The 16,611-nt window shown below is 68.8% G+C and carries 14 protein-coding genes and 1 pseudogene; 8 read left to right on the top strand and 7 right to left on the bottom strand.

Translation table 11 applies throughout. The annotated features are described in order from the left end of the window. Positions 1–152 precede the first annotated feature (152 nt). The 4 genes and pseudogenes from ACFQ8C_RS21190 to ACFQ8C_RS21175 form a co-directional block, all read left to right on the top strand. Entirely contained in the window at positions 153–2,384 is a 2,232-nt protein-coding gene (locus ACFQ8C_RS21190; RefSeq protein ID WP_383459698.1) for an FG-GAP-like repeat-containing protein, read from the top strand. A 39-nt stretch (positions 2,385–2,423) separates the two neighbouring features. Next, positions 2,424–4,688 (top strand): FG-GAP repeat domain-containing protein, encoded by a 2,265-nt coding sequence (locus ACFQ8C_RS21185; protein ID WP_383459695.1) that lies wholly within the window; start codon positions 2,424–2,426, stop codon positions 4,686–4,688. Between the two features lie 342 nt (positions 4,689–5,030). Then, positions 5,031–5,594, top strand: coding sequence for a transposase (locus tag ACFQ8C_RS21180; RefSeq protein WP_383459692.1), 564 nt, complete (start codon positions 5,031–5,033; stop codon positions 5,592–5,594). A 53-nt stretch (positions 5,595–5,647) separates the two neighbouring features. After that, positions 5,648–5,965, top strand: a pseudogene (locus ACFQ8C_RS21175) (transposase); the annotation flags it as partial. Between the two features lie 46 nt (positions 5,966–6,011). Here ACFQ8C_RS21175 and ACFQ8C_RS21170 read toward each other — a convergent pair. After that, positions 6,012–6,476: an RICIN domain-containing protein gene (locus tag ACFQ8C_RS21170; RefSeq protein ID WP_383459690.1), complete on the bottom strand. Its 465-nt coding sequence runs from the start codon at positions 6,474–6,476 to the stop codon at positions 6,012–6,014. A gap of 1,255 nt (positions 6,477–7,731) precedes the next feature. On the opposite strand from ACFQ8C_RS21170, the gene ACFQ8C_RS21165 reads away from it, so the two are divergent. After that, positions 7,732–7,971, top strand: a complete 240-nt coding sequence (locus ACFQ8C_RS21165; RefSeq protein WP_383459688.1) for a hypothetical protein — start codon at positions 7,732–7,734, stop codon at positions 7,969–7,971. A gap of 31 nt (positions 7,972–8,002) precedes the next feature. On the opposite strand, the gene ACFQ8C_RS21160 is transcribed toward ACFQ8C_RS21165, so the two are convergent. The 5 genes from ACFQ8C_RS21160 to ACFQ8C_RS21140 form a co-directional block, all read right to left on the bottom strand. After that, positions 8,003–8,788, bottom strand: coding sequence for a hypothetical protein (locus tag ACFQ8C_RS21160; protein ID WP_383459685.1), 786 nt, complete (start codon positions 8,786–8,788; stop codon positions 8,003–8,005). Between the two features lie 348 nt (positions 8,789–9,136). Next, positions 9,137–9,781: a uracil-DNA glycosylase gene (locus ACFQ8C_RS21155; protein ID WP_383459682.1), complete on the bottom strand. Its 645-nt coding sequence runs from the start codon at positions 9,779–9,781 to the stop codon at positions 9,137–9,139. A gap of 477 nt (positions 9,782–10,258) precedes the next feature. Beyond that, positions 10,259–11,176: a hypothetical protein gene (locus tag ACFQ8C_RS21150; RefSeq protein WP_383459679.1), complete on the bottom strand. Its 918-nt coding sequence runs from the start codon at positions 11,174–11,176 to the stop codon at positions 10,259–10,261. Positions 11,177–11,251: 75 nt separating this feature from the next. Then, complete coding sequence (locus ACFQ8C_RS21145) at positions 11,252–11,758, bottom strand: hypothetical protein (protein ID WP_383459676.1); 507 nt, start codon at positions 11,756–11,758, stop codon at positions 11,252–11,254. A gap of 65 nt (positions 11,759–11,823) precedes the next feature. Then, positions 11,824–12,429, bottom strand: a complete 606-nt coding sequence (locus ACFQ8C_RS21140) for a hypothetical protein (RefSeq protein WP_383459674.1) — start codon at positions 12,427–12,429, stop codon at positions 11,824–11,826. A 337-nt stretch (positions 12,430–12,766) separates the two neighbouring features. On the opposite strand from ACFQ8C_RS21140, the gene ACFQ8C_RS21135 reads away from it, so the two are divergent. Further along, positions 12,767–13,258, top strand: coding sequence for a hypothetical protein (locus tag ACFQ8C_RS21135; protein WP_383459671.1), 492 nt, complete (start codon positions 12,767–12,769; stop codon positions 13,256–13,258). 211 nt (positions 13,259–13,469) lie between these two features. On the opposite strand, the gene ACFQ8C_RS21130 is transcribed toward ACFQ8C_RS21135, so the two are convergent. After that, positions 13,470–14,642 carry a transposase gene (locus ACFQ8C_RS21130; protein ID WP_383459668.1) on the bottom strand — a complete coding sequence of 391 codons (1,173 nt, stop codon included), beginning with the start codon at positions 14,640–14,642 and terminating at the stop codon, positions 13,470–13,472. A gap of 350 nt (positions 14,643–14,992) precedes the next feature. On the opposite strand from ACFQ8C_RS21130, the gene ACFQ8C_RS21125 reads away from it, so the two are divergent. Beyond that, positions 14,993–15,910, top strand: a complete 918-nt coding sequence (locus ACFQ8C_RS21125; RefSeq protein WP_383459666.1) for a hypothetical protein — start codon at positions 14,993–14,995, stop codon at positions 15,908–15,910. 167 nt (positions 15,911–16,077) lie between these two features. After that, positions 16,078–16,509, top strand: coding sequence for a hypothetical protein (locus tag ACFQ8C_RS21120; protein ID WP_383459664.1), 432 nt, complete (start codon positions 16,078–16,080; stop codon positions 16,507–16,509). Positions 16,510–16,611 lie beyond the last annotated feature (102 nt).

The raw sequence follows: 16,611 nt of genomic DNA, 5'->3' as shown, positions 1-16,611 counted from the left end.
CCTCCGCCTCTTTTTTATTCCTTTTCCCCCCCCCCCACCACGCTCAAAACGCCTTTTCCGGCCCCCCCCCCGCCCCCCCCCCCCCCCCGCGGCCGGCGGGGGGGGGGGGGGGGCCCCCCCCCCCCCCCCAACTCCAGGGGAGGCACGCTCCGTTGAACCGCACGCTCGCCACCACCGTCGCCCTCGTCCTTGCCGTGACTGCCGGCGGTCTGACGGCCCCGGCGCTCGCGGCTGCACCGCAGGCGACCGCACCTGCGGCGACCGAAGCGGTCCCGCCACTGACCGTCCCCGCCGGCTCTGAGCTCCTTAGCGCGGGCAGCACCGGCATGCTCACCCGCACGGGGACGGGAACCGCCACCGTCCACCGCTGGACGCGTCACGCCGACGGCGTGACGACGACGCTCCCTGCCGGGACTTACTGGGGCAGCCCTGGCACCGACCTCGTCGTCACCCAGGCGGGGACGGTGTACACGCTCACCGACATGAGCGGGACTGCCGAGCCGGTCGTGATCGACACCGCCGAGCTCGGTCCGCAGGCCCCCCGCTACACGCTCCGGCAGGTGGTCGGTTCCACGCTGGTGATGTCGGGCCAGGTGGACGGGGTGGACCGGCACCATCTGGTCTCCGTGAAGGCAGGAAGGGTCGTCTCTCTGGCAGTGCCCCTGCCGCAGGGGTGGGACTCCTGGCGGGACTACGTCACCGGTCCCGGCACCTTCGCGGTGATCCTCCGTTCGCTGGACACCGCGTCGCGGCGGCTCGGAATCGTGGACGTGGCCACCGGGGAGATCGTCGAGTCGTATGCCCTTCCGTACACCGCCTACCTCGAGTCCGTCGCCCTGACACCGGCCCACGCGGTCTGGCTGGAGAACGCCTTCGCAGTGGACAAGAAGTTGGTCCTCGCGCCCAGAGGCACGGATCAGACCCAGCCGGTGCCGCTGGACTCCCTTGGCACCGCGGGCGGCACCGTCCTCCACGCTCTCGGCGACTGGGTCGCGTACGCCAAGACGGGCGGCGGCGCCGCGGACTCCCCGAACGGCCTCTACCCGCTCACCGTCCGCTCGGTGAAGACCGGTGAGTCGTTCCCGCTCCTGGACCACGCGACGTCGCTCGTGCCCGACGGCGACGGCGGTCTGCTCGCCGTCGGCGGCACCCTCGCCCAGGGCGAGGGCCTGTACCGGATCGCCCTGGACGCCGCGACCGGCAAGCCCGCCGCGACCCTCGTCCGCACCCTCGGTACTCCGACTGCCCTGACCGTGGTGAAGGAGACCCTGCCGCCGACCGGCACCTTCGACTTCGACCGTGCGGGCGGCAGGATGCCGGCCGGCTGGACGCTCAGCCGATACAACGCGAAGGTCTCACTGACACTCACGCACACGGCCTCCGGCCGGACCGTGAAGATCGCCGACACGACACCCACCGAGGGCGTGACCGCCTTCCCCCTCACCTGGAACGGCCTGTACAAGGACGGCCTCCCGGCCTACAACGGCGCCTACACCTGGACGATGCGCGCCGAGCCCGCCAACGGCATCGGCCCGGCCATCGAGCGCACGGGCACTTTCACCCTGACCCGCGCGCCCCGCCCGCACGACTTCGACGGCAACGGCTCCCCGGACCTGCTCAGCTTCGGGGGCGGCACCCTCTCCACGTACGACCTCCAGCAGCTGCGCAACCGGACGCCCGACCAGGCCGAATACCGGGTCACGGTCGGGGGCGGCTGGCAGGTGTACGACCGGATCGTCCCCACCGGCAACACCGGTGGCACCCGCGACGCCGACCTCGTCGCCCGCGACCGCTCCGGCGCCCTGTGGTTCTACCAGGGCAAGGGCACCCACAAAGCATCCTTCGCGCCCCGCACCCAGGTCGGCGGGGGCTGGCAGGTGTACGACAAACTCACCGGCGGCTCCGACCTCACCGGCGACGGCCGCGCCGATCTCCTGGCCACCGACAAGACCGGCGCCCTGTGGCTCTACCGGAGCACCGGGGACACCAGGGCCCCCTTCGCCGCCCGGAAGAAGATCGGCACCGGCTGGGGGATCTACAACCAGCTCACCGCCACCGGAAACCTCGCAGGCGCCGCACCCGGCGACCTCGTCGCCCGTGACAGGGACGGTGTCCTGTGGCTCTACCTCGGCAAGGGCGACGGCACCTTCACCGCCCGCACCCGGATCGGCGGCGGCTGGCAGCACTACCAGCAGATCCTCGGCGTCGGCGACCTGGACGGCGACGGCCTGGGCGACCTCGTCGGCGAAAACGTGGCCCCGGACCCGGCCGCCGGCTCGTCGCAGACCTCCCTTCTCCTCCACCGGGGCACGGGCAAGCGGACAGCCCCGTTCGCTCCCCGGCAGCACACCGGCTCGCTGTGGAGCGACCACGACCTTCACTGACCCCGCTTCCCCCACCGCACTCCTGAGAGGCACCGCTCCGTGACCCGCCCCAGATCCACCGCCCGGCACCGTCTCGGCCCGATCATCGCCGTCGTTTTGATGGCCACAGCCGGCCCCGCCGCTCTCCCGGCCCACGCCGCCACCGGGACCAGCTCGCTACCTGTCGCCGCGCCCGCGGCGACGGCGGACGCCACGGCGTCCCTCCTCAAGCCCGGCGACCGGGTACTGGGTCTGGGGCGGACCGGGTTCCTGAGCCGGGACGCGGACGACTACACCCTCATCCGCTGGACCCGCCTGGCCGACGGGGCGGTGACCACCGTCCCGTACAAGCCCCGCACCTACCTCTCCCGCGACTCGGACGTCGCGGTCCTCCAGAACCGTGACACCACCTCCCTGAGGGACATGGCCACGGGAACGGACCTCTACTCGGTGTCGGTGAACTGGGACCGGTACGCGGGAGCCGTCGGCTCCCATCTCTTCTTCGGGGCCGACCTCGCGGGCCACGGCCCCCTGGACGTCTACTTTCCCGGCCCGGACGGGCCGGCACACCGGACGGTGACCGGGCTGCCCCAGGACGCGTCCGAGCTGTACGCGGTGGCGGGCGCCGACGGCGAGGCGCTGGTGAGCTACCTCAGCGGTGAGGGCACGACAGCGGTCGCCCGCCACTGGGCGGTGGTGGACCTCGCCTCCGCCGCCGTCACCTCCTCCCGCCGGGTCCCGGCCACAGGCTCGATCGAGTCCTACGCCTATGCCCTCTCCGCCGGATACGTCGCCTGGACCGAGTACGACTCGGCCTCGGGTACGAACGTCATCGTCCTGGACCGCTCCACCCAGAAGGTCCAGCGCTTCCCGATGCCCACAGTGGGGAGGCTGCTCATCGGCCTGGTTGGGGACTGGGTCACCTACTCCCGGCCCGGAGGGCTCCTGGAGGAAGAGGCGGGCCCGCTCATCCCGCTGACCGCCCACAGTCTCACCGGCACCACCACGCGCAAGCTCCTCGACCACACGGTGTCCGGTTTCGGTACCGCCGGCGGCGCGCACGGCTTCGTCGGTGGCACCGTGGCCGGCGGCGAGGGCCTCTACCGGGTCGCGCCCGGCACGGACGGCGTCCCGGTCGCCTCCCGGCTCGCCGCGACGGGCGAGCCGACGCAGGTCACGCTGCTCCGCCAGGACGTCCCCACGACGGTGGACCTCGACCGCACCGGCGGCAAGCTCTCCATGGCCTGGGAGCTCAGCCGGACCAACGTCACCATGTGGGTCACCCTGCGCAACACCCGCACGGGCGAGTCGATCACCGAGTACGTCGAGCAGCCGGCGCGGGACGAGGATCCGCAGCCGACGCGGTTCGACTGGAACGCCACGCTCAACTGGCAGGGAACCCCCAACCTCTGGACCTCCGCCTCGCCCGGCCCGTACACCTGGGAGATCAGCGCGATCCCGCTCAACCGCGTCGGCCCCACGCTGAAGGCGTCCGGATCCCTCACGGTCACCCGCAAGACCGGCGCACACGACTTCGACAGCGACGGCTCCCCGGACGTCCTGGCCCGCGACGAATCCGGCAACCTGTGGCTCCAGGACGTCCACCACCGGGAGGAGTGGCGAGAGACCTACCAGAACCCGGAGTCGCTCGTCGGCGGCGGCTGGCAGGTGTACGACCGGATCGAGGCCACCGGCAACATCGCGGGTGCCGCCGCCCCCGAGATCATCGCCCGCGACCGGAGCGGAGTGCTCTGGCTGTACCAGGGCACCGGCAGCGGCAAGGCCCCGTTCACCACCCGCACCCGGATCGGCGGCGGCTGGCAGGCGTACACCCACCTGACGGGCGGCAGCGACCTCACCGGCGACGGCCGCCCCGACCTGATCGCCACCGACGGGTCCGGCCGCCTCTGGCTGTACCGGAGCACGGGCTCCGCGTCCGCGCCCTTCGCCGCCCGCCGGCTGATCGGAAGTGGCGGCTGGCAGACGTACGACCGGATCGCCGCGACCGGCAACCTCGCCGGTGGCGCCGACGGCGACCTCGTCGCCCGGGACCGCGCCGGCGTCCTCTGGCTCTACCTCGGCAAGGGCGACGGCACCTTCGCTTCCCGGACCAGGATCGGCGCCGGCTGGCAGCGCTACGACGACCTGATCGGCTCCGGCGACGTGGACCGGGACGGCAAGCCCGACCTGTACGCGCCCGACGTCAACGACGGCATCCCGGCGCCGTTCGTCTACCGGGGCACGGGCGCGTGGCAGGCGCCGTTCCGCCCCGGAGAGGGAGTGAGCCTCATCCAGGACAGCCGTTGGTTCAACCTCTTCGCCTGACCCCTACCGCCGCGGGACGGTCGCCCAGACGTCTTGCCAACCGTACGGTCCGGTGCTCGTCGTGATGTCCAGGACGAGCACCGTCCCTCGCTCCACTCTCAACTGGCGGTGTATTGACCTGCAGCGTTGTCGACGCGGCCGAGGTGTTCGAGGAACAGCTACGCTTGCTACAACAGCCCGGTGTTGCAACCACCAGTTGAACTACTGATCTTTTCGTTAGTTCCGTGGGCATGGCGGCCGTGCTGGTTGGATCCTGGTGTGGTGTCTTTCACGCCTTCGTCTGTTGTTCCGCCTTTGACCCGTCCGCAGTTGGCCGAGGCCCGGCGTGTGCGGGCGGCCGAGTTGTTCGATCAGGGGCGTTCTGGTTCGGGCGTCTCGCTGCTGCCGCAGGTCCGCCGCACCTACGCACCCCGCGGCCGCACCCCGCTCCTGCGACACCGGCTGAACTGGAAACGCGCCTCGATGGCCGGCGCCCTCGGCTATCACGCCGCCGATCCAGAGCGAGGGCCTCGCCTGTGTTTCCACCTCAAGCCCGGCAGCTACGACACCACCGCTCTGATTGAGGTCCTGGAGCAGGTGAAGGGGTTCTACCGCGGTGAGCGGGTGGTCCTGGTCTGGGACGGCCTGTCGGCTCACTGGAGCCGGGCCATGCGGGCCTGGGTCGCCGAGCAGGACTGGCTCACCCTGGAGCGATTACCCGCTTACGCGCCTGAGCTGAACCCGGTGGAACTGCTGTGGTCCTCGCTCAAGAAACGCGAGCTCGCCAACCTCGCCGGCGACCACCTCGCCGATGTCGCGGACGCCACCGAACAGGGCATCCGCCGGATCAACCACAACCCCCAGCTGCCCTGGTCCTTCCTCGCCCACACCGGCCTGACCATCCACCCACCAACCCCACCCAACTAACGAAAAGATCAGTAGGGCGTGTTGCAGAAGGCTCGACCAGCTCACCGAACGGCCGGATGATCACCTTGAGGCCGAGGGAAGAACACGAAGCCGTCCGGGCCGCTCGCGCCGCCCAGGGAACCCGTGCCTGAAGAGCCCGCTACGCGGCCCGCAACGGCATCGAGGGCACCATCTCCCAGGCCGTCCACACCCTCGGCCTACGTCAGTGCCGCTACCACGGACTCGCCAAGACCCGGCTCCAGCACCAGCTCATGGCCACTGCCCTCAACCTCACACGAATCGACGCCTGGACCAGAGGCAATCCCCGGGCCCGCACCAGCCACCTGGAACGACTTCGTCCCGCCGAGATCACACTCGACGGGACGAATTAGCCAACGGCATCCCCACGGGCCCGGGGCCTTGTCGTAGGCGTGATGCCTAGACGAAGTGGAAGTAGTTCCACTTCTGGTTGGCGCCGCCATGGCACTGCCACTGGCTGGCCGCCGTCCCCCACTCGGTCGACCAGCCGCCGATCTCCATGCACAGGCCGCTGTTGGCGTTCCTGATCTCGTGCGGGGCGTAGTTGATGCTGTCCGAAGTGGGCACGATCCAGCGCTGGTTCAGCCCACCCGTGCAGTTCCACTGGCGGACGGGGGCGCCGTTGTCCTTGCGCCAGTCGGCGATCTCCAGGCACAGGCCGCTGTTGGCGTTGACGATCCGCGCGAGACCCGGCTCCGAGGTCTGCTCGATCACCCAGACCTGGTTGTCGCCGCCAGTGCACCCCCACTGGTTGGCCCCCGTCCCCCACGAGGTCGACCAGCCGCCGATCTCCAGGCACCAGGTGCTGTGGTTGTTCTTGATCCTGGTGCCCGGTGCCTGCGCCGCCGCGGGCGATGCCGACATCAGTGTAAGGAGCAGGCCGAGCGCTGCGGTCAGACTGCCGATGGACTTGACGCGATTCGGTCGCACGAATCCCCCTGTTGTGTGATCACTCGATCCACGGGAGCCGCCAGCGGCCACGCCTGCCCGAAGGCCGACGAGCCTGGCGTCCGCCCGGAAGCTCAGCGTATTAGATCATGACGCGAGCATGCCCGCCCGGTCGCCGGAGGAACGTGAGGCGTTCGCCGTGACCATGCGCGAACTGGACTGCCACCGGATCTCCAACGAGGCCCCAGGCGTCCTCGCGGCCGTGGACCGACGGCTCGGCCGGGACCCCGGCCCCGGCGGTGGGCGGCGACGGCGGAGGCGATGATGTAGTCAATCAGTGGCGGAGGCGCCAGAGGGTGATGACGCACGGATTGGTCCCCGCACCGAGCCGGGAAGGCTGGACGGTGAGGTCCAGGGGGAAGGTCTCGCCGGGTGCGTGGGTGGTGTAACCCGCCCGAGTGCAGAGGGCGGCAGGGCCGCGGTAGGACTCAACGCCCGTTCAGTTCGTCTGCGAGTTGAACAGGTGGTCACCGAAGTAGCCGACCACGATCAGGCCGCTGCGGTCCACGGCGCCTCCGGGATGTGATGGAGTGGTCCCCGGCGGTTTACCTCAACTCACCCTCGGGACGGGCCTTCTGGGCTCCGATCGGGTCCAGGAGGAGAGCTTTCGTCTCCTGCTACCCGGGGACGCCCGACACCCAGTCGGGCAAGGAACGGGAGAAGGGGGCGGCCTTGGCAGGTCGTCACCGTCGAGAGAAGCCGAAGCCTCCGAAATGGCTGCGTGTCACCCGCTGGATTCTGCTGCTGATCGCAGCGGTCCTGCAGGTCACGTACTGGGCGCTGATGCTTCACGGGGGAACGCCCCCGACCCTGGGCGCCGGCCCCTGGTGTTGACCCACCAGGAGACCGACGGCCACAGTTGAACAGTGGGGCCCCTTGTGAGATTCACGGTCCGCGGGGGCCTTCGTCATGCCAACACTGGCATGAGTCATGATGCCATCCAGCCACACCATCCCATGGCCTAGGCCACGGCCGCCAGCAGAGTGTTGACACTGAGGGACTGCCACCGCTTCCGGCGGCCCCCGGCCCTGGCGACCTGCGCTTGTTGACATACCCTGCGCCCCTCCGCTTGTGCCACCCCTCTCTGCCGCGCGCCGAGCTCGCGTTCCGTCGCGTCTGACCTGCAGGTCCGTACCGTGGAGATTCAGGCTCGACGGAGAGGTGGTGCGCAGTGGCCAGACGCAGGGACGAGACCCCCGAGGCCAAGGAGAAGCGGCAGGCAGCGCAACGATCACTCGCCGCGATCCAGGAAGCTGCGGGGCAGATCGGGGAGCTGACGCCGTATCTGCGGGAGCGGCAGGTGCGCCGGGCGCTCGCCGACGGCAGGGTGCCGGCGGTGAAGGAGCACTGGTGGCCGGAGGTCGAGGCTTGTCGACGATCAAGTTTTTCGGCTCTGTCGCAGATCTTGTGACGCTTACAGTGGGGTCTGAGGCGGCCCGCCATCATGTGTCATTCTGCGGCGGTCCAGGCGGAGCGGGGACAGGCCAGTGAGGGTCGTACCAGCGATCGGGGCCGGTGAGGCCGAGCAGCCGTACCGCGTGAAGCAAGTGCTCGGGAGCATGCTGGGCTCGCAGCCGGGCAGGGGCATGGCCAATCGTCCAGGTCGTGAGCTCCACCCGTGTCTCCTCCGCATCTTCCTCGTCCCGGTCGGTACGCCAGGGAAGTACGTCCATCAGCAGGTCGTACTCCCAGCCGTCCAGCGATTCGGCCAGGTGCTCGGTGGCCGTGGGATGGCTCTGCTGCTCCCAGACGGAGAGCCAAGGGGTGAGAGTGCCGGCTGCCTCGGTGCACACGGCGAGTACTTCGTCAGCGGGTACGGCGGGATGCGCGTTGTTGAGGGTGTGAGCCCACCAGGCGTGCAGGAACTCCCATACTGCTCGGGACTGGCGGGCGGGCCACTGCCGCCACTCACCGGCAGCGAGTACGGCACCAGGGTGCCCCAGAGGACTGGTGAGATCGATGCAGCCGCTGACAAGGGCCCTCGTGAACTGGGGGAGGATGCGGCGCAGGAGGGCCGCACGGTCCCGCCAGTCGGTCGCTTGCCAGGTACGGTTCAAGAGGTCGGCCTCGAGCTCCACATTGGCCGTCTTCAGCAGCGCGAGTTCTTCCGCACTGCCCCAGTGGCAGTCGCACTGGGACTCGTCTGGGTGGGCGGTCATCCCCTGAAAGGCCTCGGCCAAAGTGCTCAGCGCGTCGTCAAGACGCGCGCGGGTCTCATCTATGTTCATCGCGGAGTCACCTTCGCGGACTCCGGGCGGCTTCCACCGGCCGAAGATTCTCAATCTACCGGACACGCGACGCCGCCTGAACTGGAGTCGCGCACCGCTGGGTTTCGTCACCACCGTGAGGCGTCACAAGATCTACGACAGAGCCGAATAACGCGATCGTCCACAAGGCTGCGGTACGGGCGCACGACGCGGCCCCGGACGCGGGTGGCGTGCCGGGGCCGGGCCGCTGATCAGTTCGGCTCGACGGTAGGCGAGTCGGCCCCCGGCCGGTCTCCGGGCATGTCCGGTGGAGGCAGCTGCACGAGAATACGGCCGCCCCGGCGCCCGTCCGTCGATAGTCGGCGAGCTCTACTGCTGCCCGTCCACCCCGCGGAGCACGTCACCGACGGTCTGGAAGGAGTCGACCCTGTGCTGTGCGCGGCGGGCGCGTTCCTCCGGGTCCGGCGTGAAGAGAGCCTGCCGTCCCGGATGGTAGGTGCTGACCACCTTCAGGCCCCGTTCGCGGACAACTCCGGCGTGCGTCTTGAGCAGGCGGCGCCACGCGTCCTGGGCTTCGTTCCCCTGAAGAAGCACGACCTCGACCTTCGGCATCAGCCCCAGCAACTGCTTCAGGACCTCGACGCCGGCCTGGATCTCGGCCGCCTTCGGCGAGCGGTTGATGTACCAGGGGTAGGCGTTCCAGGGAGTGACGTCCCGCGGCACAATCCCCGCCCCCTCGAAGAGCTGTACCTGAAGCTCCGCCGTCGGATCGTCGTTCTCCACACACAGAAATCCCGAGCCGACACCCTCCTGCGTCTTGGGGCCCGGGTCACGCAGGATCGACAGGGCGCGCGCCTCCACGCCCCCGTGCCAGGGGGCGACGTGAGGCATCCAGCCACGCCCGTCCTGATCCCGCAGGGCGTCGACCATCTCATTGATCGGACGCACGTGGGGGGCGTAGCGCCCCTGCTCCTGCTCTATCCGGAACGCCTCGTCACGCATTCGTCGCGCCATGCTTCCTCCAACACCGGCTCACACCATCGCGGGGACCCTACCGTGCATGTCTGACATCGCAGACCGCTCGATCGACCCCGCCTGCAGATGCCCGAAGACGAGCAGCAAAGGCTGCGACGAGACTGCGAGCGGCTCTGTGGCTTTCTCGACGTCATGCGACAGCGGTGTAGACGGCCTCAGCCGGTGAAGACGGCAGCCACCCCCGGGAAGAGACAGCCGCCGGAAGCACCTTCTACCCCTCGCCGACGGCTGTCTTGGGCTGGCCGCAGCCGACCGTGAGGGCCCGCCCGACAGTCCTCAAAGTGAAGGCACTCGACAAGAAGATCGACCGGAGCCGGGCCCAGATCATCGAGCTGCTCACCCGGCTCGTGGGGCAGCGCCCCGACGCCGGCTGATTTCCCCGGGCCCGGTGCTCGGCCTGTACACGACCGCGGCTCCGACCAGACATCTGTGGTCGGAGCCGCGGTGCGTTGGGGGTCAGTTTCCGGCGAGCAGGCGTTCCTGTCGGGCCTGGACGAGGCCGCGCCAGGCGGAGCGGACGTCGTCCTCGCTGCGGGTCCAGCGGACGGTCGAGGGCCCTGGGAGAGGGAGGCCGGCCATGAAGTGGGCGATGTCGGTGAAGTAGGCGAAGTCGCCGGTGGCGGTGAGCGTGCGGAGACGGCCGATGGTGGCGGCCAGGTCCTGGTCCGCGCCGCGGACGGCGTGGTGGAAGGCGAGGGCGAGCTCCACGAACCGGTGGAGGAAGGGGAGCCCCGCGGTCTCAATGTCGGTCCGCAGGCTCTCGGCGCGGGCGGCGACGTCGCGGTCGCTGGTTCCGGCGTCCTTGATCAGGGCGACGACCTGGGCGAGGAGAGTGTTGGAGCGCTGGTCGAGGCCCTCGAGGAGCTGGTGGGCGAGCGCGAGCTCGTCGGCGGCCCGGTCCGGGTCGGCGAAGGAGACGGCCAGCGCGAGGCGGACCTGCATCATGGCGCGCTCGCCGGCGGCGCCGTGCTGTTCGGCTTCGGCGCGGCCGGCTTCGAAGGCGTGGATGGCGGCCGAGGTGTCGGCGTGGGACCAGTGGATGTTGCCGAGGACGCGGTGGTGGCGCCCCTTCCAGCCCAGGGTGGGGACGGCGGCCAGGGCGGTGGGGAAGTCGCCAGCGAGGCGGGCCAGGTTGGCGAGCGCCCGGCTGGCCTTGACGGCGAGGCGGCCACCTGTGTCGGCGACCTGCTGCATCCCGGTGCGGGCGGCGTCGTTCTGGCTGAGGTCCTTGTGGGCCTTGGCCTGGTAGTAGAGGGCCATCTCGGTCAGCTCGGCGGGCAGCAGGCCGGTGTCCAGGACGGTGGTGAGGCGGTCGGCGGTGTGCTGGCGGTGCTCGCGCTGGCGGCGGGCGATCGCGGTGAGCAGCTCGGCCACGGCATCGGCCGCAGTGTCCGTGGCCCCGGTGCCGGCGGTGGGCGGGGTGAGGGGTTCCCAGACGGAGCCGTCGGTTTAGACGAAGGCGGCCTCGATGAGCCAGCCCAGGCCGGTCAGGCGGTGGTCGCGGGCCAGGCGCAGGCCCTGGCGCAGGCACGCGACGAGAAGCGTCCGATTGGGGGCGAGGGCCGCGGCCTTCGTCCACTGCTCGCCCAGGGCGGCCAGGGCGCGGTCGGCGGCCTGGTGCCAGTCGGCGGGAGTCCAGGGGTCGTCGCTGTGTTCGTCGTCACGTACGGCGCTGCGGATCGCCCGGTGCAGATGGTAGGGACACAGGGCGTACGGGGCCTCGGTGACCAGGGGCCGTTCGACCAGGCGACGGGCCGGGGCCTGGTGAGCGAGGCCGGCCGTGCGGGTGGCCAGGTCGAGGTCGAAGGCGTCCAGCACAGCGACGGAGCGCAGCAGGTGGCGTTCCTCGGGGGTGAGGTCGGACAGGGTGCGGGCGAGGAGGGCGGGGAAGGCGCAGTCGAAGTAGGCCGCAGTGGGGGTGCGGCCGGTGCGGCGGATCTCCAGGAAGCGGCTCACGGCGAGATCGAGGTGGAGGGGCAGGCCGTGGGAGCGGGCGGTGATCGCGGCCCGGATGTCGGCGTCTATGAGGGGCCGGCCGTCGTGGACCAGGCGACGACGAGATCGTGGAAACGCGAGAAACGGGTGCCGGGAACAGTCTCACCACTGAACGTCTCGCCGTTGAGCCAGCAGATGTCGAAGATGTCGGTCTCGGTGTCGAGGAGGCAGCACACACCACCGGTGGTGGCGGTGAGGTCGGTGAACACCTTCCTGACGCTCGCGGACTGCACGAACATCCGGCTCATGCTCGAGGTAGCGGCTGTGAACTGCAGTGACGCAAAGTTCGGGTGCCATGCGGGGGAGAACCTGACCGTCAGGTAGATGTACCCGACCGACGCTCGTCCCTGCTCGTCGACCCTGTCGGAATCGCGAAGGAAGAACTCGCGCACCGCGTTGTCGACGCCCACGACGATCGAGGTGTCCAGTTCGAGCGAGCCGCCTGCCGAACAGTCGACCGGTTCGCTCTTGAACTTCGAGGTGAACGGCACGATCAACTGCTCTCCGTCCGGCAGGGTCACCGGAAGCGGCGGCGTCTTGCGGCCTTGGGGGGCGAGCTCGGCCAGCCGGGTCAGTGCTCTCGCAACGTTCCGAGGGGGCATGAAGATCTCATAGCTGTAGTCCAGCCCCATACCGCCCCGCCTCCCCCGTCCTGAACCGTCATCCTGTCATGGCTGGGATCGATCGCCCAGTTGATTCCAACGTGGCTGGCTTCGTCCGGACACAGTCGGCAACGAAGCGCTCCTTACCGTCCTTGAGTCACCGCTCTGGGCATAGGCGGGTGGCCGTGCTGTCATGTCTGGGACCAGGGGGCTGCATGGGGGAGGCACGATGAGTCGGCACGGGCGGGTAGCGGCGGCTGTGGGTGTTGCGCTGTTACTGCTATCCGGGTGCGGAGGTGCAGGGGCACCGGATAAGTCCCCGCAATCCGGCAGCGTCATCAAGAGCGCGGAACAGATGAAGGCGGTCATGCCGCAGCTGGTTCACATGCCCGCCGGCTGGTCCGTCATGAATGGCACGGGCGTATACACAGCAGCCGAGGTCAAGGCGATGGACTCCTGCCGAACCAATCCCTCGTGCGTGCCAGGGCTGCTGTTCAGCGCCCTGAACGGCTACCAGACCGAGGACGGGAACAGGGTCAGCTTCATCGCCGAGGCCTTCGACAGCCCGCAGCTTGCGCGGAAGATGTACAACGCGCGGATCAAGGGCTGGGAGAAGGCAGTGGACCCGTCGACGACCATGACCCCGATGGCCTTGCCTGCCCTGGGAGATGCGGCCAGCGGAACGTGGTGGACCTCGGCCGAGAAACCGGAATGGGCCAGTTGCAGCGTGGTAGCCCTGGTGGCAAGCGCCGTCGTCAACGTCTCGTGCTCGGCAACCGAGGGTCGGCCAGATCCTGAGATGCCCATCGAAATGGCGCAGCTGATCGTAAACCTGACGCAGCAGGCCCTCAAGTCCTGACGCAGCGGAGGGACCATTCGCTGTTATCGGCCGGTCGCACGTACCCGCAGCTCGTACCGCGTGCCGCGGCTGATGGTGTCGGCTTGCTCGGTGAAGTCGGCGTGGGTGAAGCCGAGGAGCGCCGTATCGGCGACCGCGCGCAGGAGCGGCAGGATCTTGGCGACAGGCAGACCGCAGTGAGCGACTCTGTCGGGGATCTTCGGTTGCCGAGTTACTTGCCTTGCCGCCACCAGCATTCCCAGCTCAGGCTGCGGGAGTCGAGGTACTTCTGGAAGGCCGTGGGGGGTCTGGGGCTGCGGGCGTGAGCGGGTGCCCGTGAAGCGAGGCGTTCGATGTTGATGGCGATGCCGGTCAGCACGTGCTGGACGTGGGTTTTGCGGAGGCCGTGGTAGCGGCTGCGGCGGGCTTGGTGGCCGTTGACAAGTTCGCAGATGGTGCCTTCGACTCCGGACCGGGTGGCGTAAAGCTGTTTCCACTGACGGTCTTGTTGGTCGGTGCGGTTGAGGGCCTGGAGTTCGTGCAGGTGGCGGGGGAGGAAGTTCACCGTGCGTGCTGAGGTTCCCCGTGTGCAGGCAGGCCGGTCGGGGCACGGGTTGAACTGGGTGGGATGGAACCGGGCAGCCGTGTAGGGGGCCATGGCGGGGACTTCGATCCATTTTCTGCTGGTCTGGCCGTTGGGGCAGGTGACTCGGCGCCGGTCGAAGTCGATGGTGAAGTCGTCTCTGGTGAAGCCGGTCTGTTCTTTGCGCTGCCAGGCGCCGCTGGCCTTGACCGGTCCGATGAGCTGGACTTGGTGGTCTCGTGCGGAGCGGTCGAGCAGGGCGATGGAGACGTAGCCGCCGTCGACCACCGGATGGCTCGGCTGGCTGGGAAGGCGGACAGGCCGGCCGTAGCGGACCGCCCACTCGGCGTCCACCAGCTCGTCCAGGATCTCGGGGGCGCGAGTGGCGGCTTCTTCCAGCGCGGCGCGTACCGCTTCGAGGACGAGTTCCAGGCGGGTGAGTTCCCGCGCTGCGGCAAGGACCTGGGTGGAGTCGGTTCGCTGTCTTCCGCGTTCCTTGACCAGACCGGCCCGCCGCATCCGGTCCAGGGCCAGGGACAGCAGCTGGTCCGCGCGGTCGTCCTGGGACAGCCGGTCCCGGAAGTCGGCCAGCACGCTGTGGTGAAAGCCGGGATCGTCCAGCTCCATGGCCAGGGCGTACTTGAAGTCGATGCGACACCGGACGGCCTCGGCTGCTTGCCGGTCCGAGAGGTTGAGCAGGAACTGCAGCACGCACACGGTCGCCAGCTGAGCCGGTGAGAGGCCAGGGCGGCCATCGCGCGGATACCGGCAGACGAAGTCCTCGTCGTCCCAGAGCCCGTCGAGCTGGTCACGCACCCACATGGCCGTAGTCCCACGAGGATTGCTGGCCCGCGCCATCCGAGCCGTGAGCTCTGGCACCACCACAACGGACAGGGGACGAACGGACACTGGTCACCCCAGGAAGACAGGACTGCACCGAACCATCCAGAGTGTCCCGAACCCCAACAGCCCTGTCCCTGGAACCTCAAGATCCCCGACAGAGTCGCTCCTTGCCCCGGGACCGACGCGAATCCGATAGTCACGGCTGGCAGACGCCTCCACCGAAGCGACAGGCCTCACCCTGTTCAGACCGAAACGACGCGGCGATAGCCCGGCGAAGCGGAATGCTTCTTCACCTGGAGACGAAAGTTTGCTCGCAGTAGGGTCCTCGCATGCTGGAAGTCATCATTGCTGCAGTCGCTGTCGTCTTAGGCGCATCTCTGGGATCCTGGGCAACAGTGCGAGCAGCCAGGACATCGCAGCGGACAGCGCTTGAAACGGCTCGAACTGCTGAACGAACAGCATTAGCCACGGCCCGGATAGCGAAAGAGATCAAGTGGGCTCAGGTCGAGATCGTTGACGCCTACCTCGCTACTCCCGAGGATCTTGAAGATCTGAACGAAGAGCAGCGTGCCCATCTTGGTCTCACCCCTTCATGGACAACCAGAGGGGTCCTGGACGTCAAGCTACTCAACAATGGTGCCGAGCCTGCTTACGTCTACGAACTCCTCGTAGAAACATGGGACATCAGGGAGGGGGCACCACCCCGCCTCCCAGGCATCCCCCCACGGGAAGGGGTCCACGGAGCTCCGCCGGCAGGCCACATGATGCCCGCACACTTCTACCGCGGCCGAGGCAGAAACAGCGGGGACGCTGGGAAGCTATACCGCCTCTCCGAAGTACTGCCACCTGGAGAGGCCAACCGGTTCCTGCTCTCGGCTGAGCTTCCCGCAGGATTCTTCAGAGCAAACCTGAAGGTGCTTTTCAACGGGGGGCGCACGGCCGAGCTCCAGGACGTGCATTGCCTCAACAGGCCAACCTGGGAGGAAGCTGACTCCTTACGAAGACGGCTGCTAGAACGGCTGCAGGAGTGCGGGCCGACGGCCACATGGAACGGCGCCCCAATGCCCACATCCGAGGCCGCCCACCAGTGCCTGGTTGAATACGACGAAGAGCTAGCCGCCCTCGCCACTCTCTACGAGCAGGCCAGCCGAACCTCCGACCCCGAGTACGCAGCCCTGAACGACTCCCGGCGACTCGTGACGCACATACATCACCACTTGTACCTGAACCGACACCGTTGGCAGTAGCCGTCGCGGGAGTTTCGGTCGGCGACAGGCCGACGCCGTGACTACAACGCCGCCCCTTGCCCAGTGAGGCGCGCTGTGCGGCGGCGCATGCTGCGCGTAGGGTCGTGTGGATCGTGATGTTCTGTCCCTGCGAGGGGGCGTTGGCTCTGGTACGAGGTGGTCGAGCCGTGAAGTTCGAGTGCCGGAATTTCGGTGTCCCGGATCTGCCTCGACGTGGACTGGCCGCGAGCTCCGCCCCTCTTGAGATCCTGCTGGTCGATATCGAAGCGGACCTCGTGATCAGTGACAACGGTCGCACAGTGTGGAGCGAGGAGGCGGTCCAGGTGGCGGAACTGGCTTACGACCTGTCGCGCTGGCTGCACCTCGGGGACCGCATCAGAGGGGACTTCACGTTCGAATCGTCGTACGACGAGCCCGGAGCAGTCCAGATCGTGGCGACCGACGAAGGCTGGAGGGTCGGCTCCGCATTTGCCGCGGACACGCAGAGCTCGCCGGTGACCTGGGAGAGCCTCGTCGCGGCTCTCGTCGCCTTCATCGAAGACGTGCGTGCTGGAGTCGGCACACTCGGCGGCGACCCCGACTTCATCCCGCAACCCTGACCGATCCCCTGGCGCCGCCTTGCTCACGAGATGACTTTGGCCGGGGTGACAGGAAGACTGCGTCGGAAGTGCGCTGAACGGGCAATGCTCACCCGTAACGAA

The sequence above is a fragment of the Streptomyces sp. NPDC056503 genome (assembly GCF_042794995.1).
Classification (GTDB): Bacteria; Actinomycetota; Actinomycetes; order Streptomycetales; family Streptomycetaceae; genus Streptomyces.
Note: the sequence above shows the minus strand (reverse complement) of the source record. Positions and strands in the feature narration are given on the sequence as shown.

Excerpts from the sequence above, each read along its gene's own strand:
- ACFQ8C_RS21160 (WP_383459685.1), bottom strand. The coding sequence starts at position 8,788 with ATGAACATAGATGAGACCCGCGCGCGTCTTGACGACGCGCTGAGCACT.
- ACFQ8C_RS21140 (WP_383459674.1), bottom strand. The coding sequence starts at position 12,429 with ATGGGGCTGGACTACAGCTATGAGATCTTCATGCCCCCTCGGAACGTT.
- ACFQ8C_RS21125 (WP_383459666.1), top strand. The coding sequence starts at position 14,993 with ATGCTGGAAGTCATCATTGCTGCAGTCGCTGTCGTCTTAGGCGCATCT.
- ACFQ8C_RS21130 (WP_383459668.1), bottom strand. The coding sequence starts at position 14,642 with ATGTGGGTGCGTGACCAGCTCGACGGGCTCTGGGACGACGAGGACTTC.
- ACFQ8C_RS21170 (WP_383459690.1), bottom strand. The coding sequence starts at position 6,476 with ATGTCGGCATCGCCCGCGGCGGCGCAGGCACCGGGCACCAGGATCAAG.
- ACFQ8C_RS21135 (WP_383459671.1), top strand. The coding sequence starts at position 12,767 with ATGCCGCAGCTGGTTCACATGCCCGCCGGCTGGTCCGTCATGAATGGC.
- ACFQ8C_RS21155 (WP_383459682.1), bottom strand. The coding sequence starts at position 9,781 with ATGGCGCGACGAATGCGTGACGAGGCGTTCCGGATAGAGCAGGAGCAG.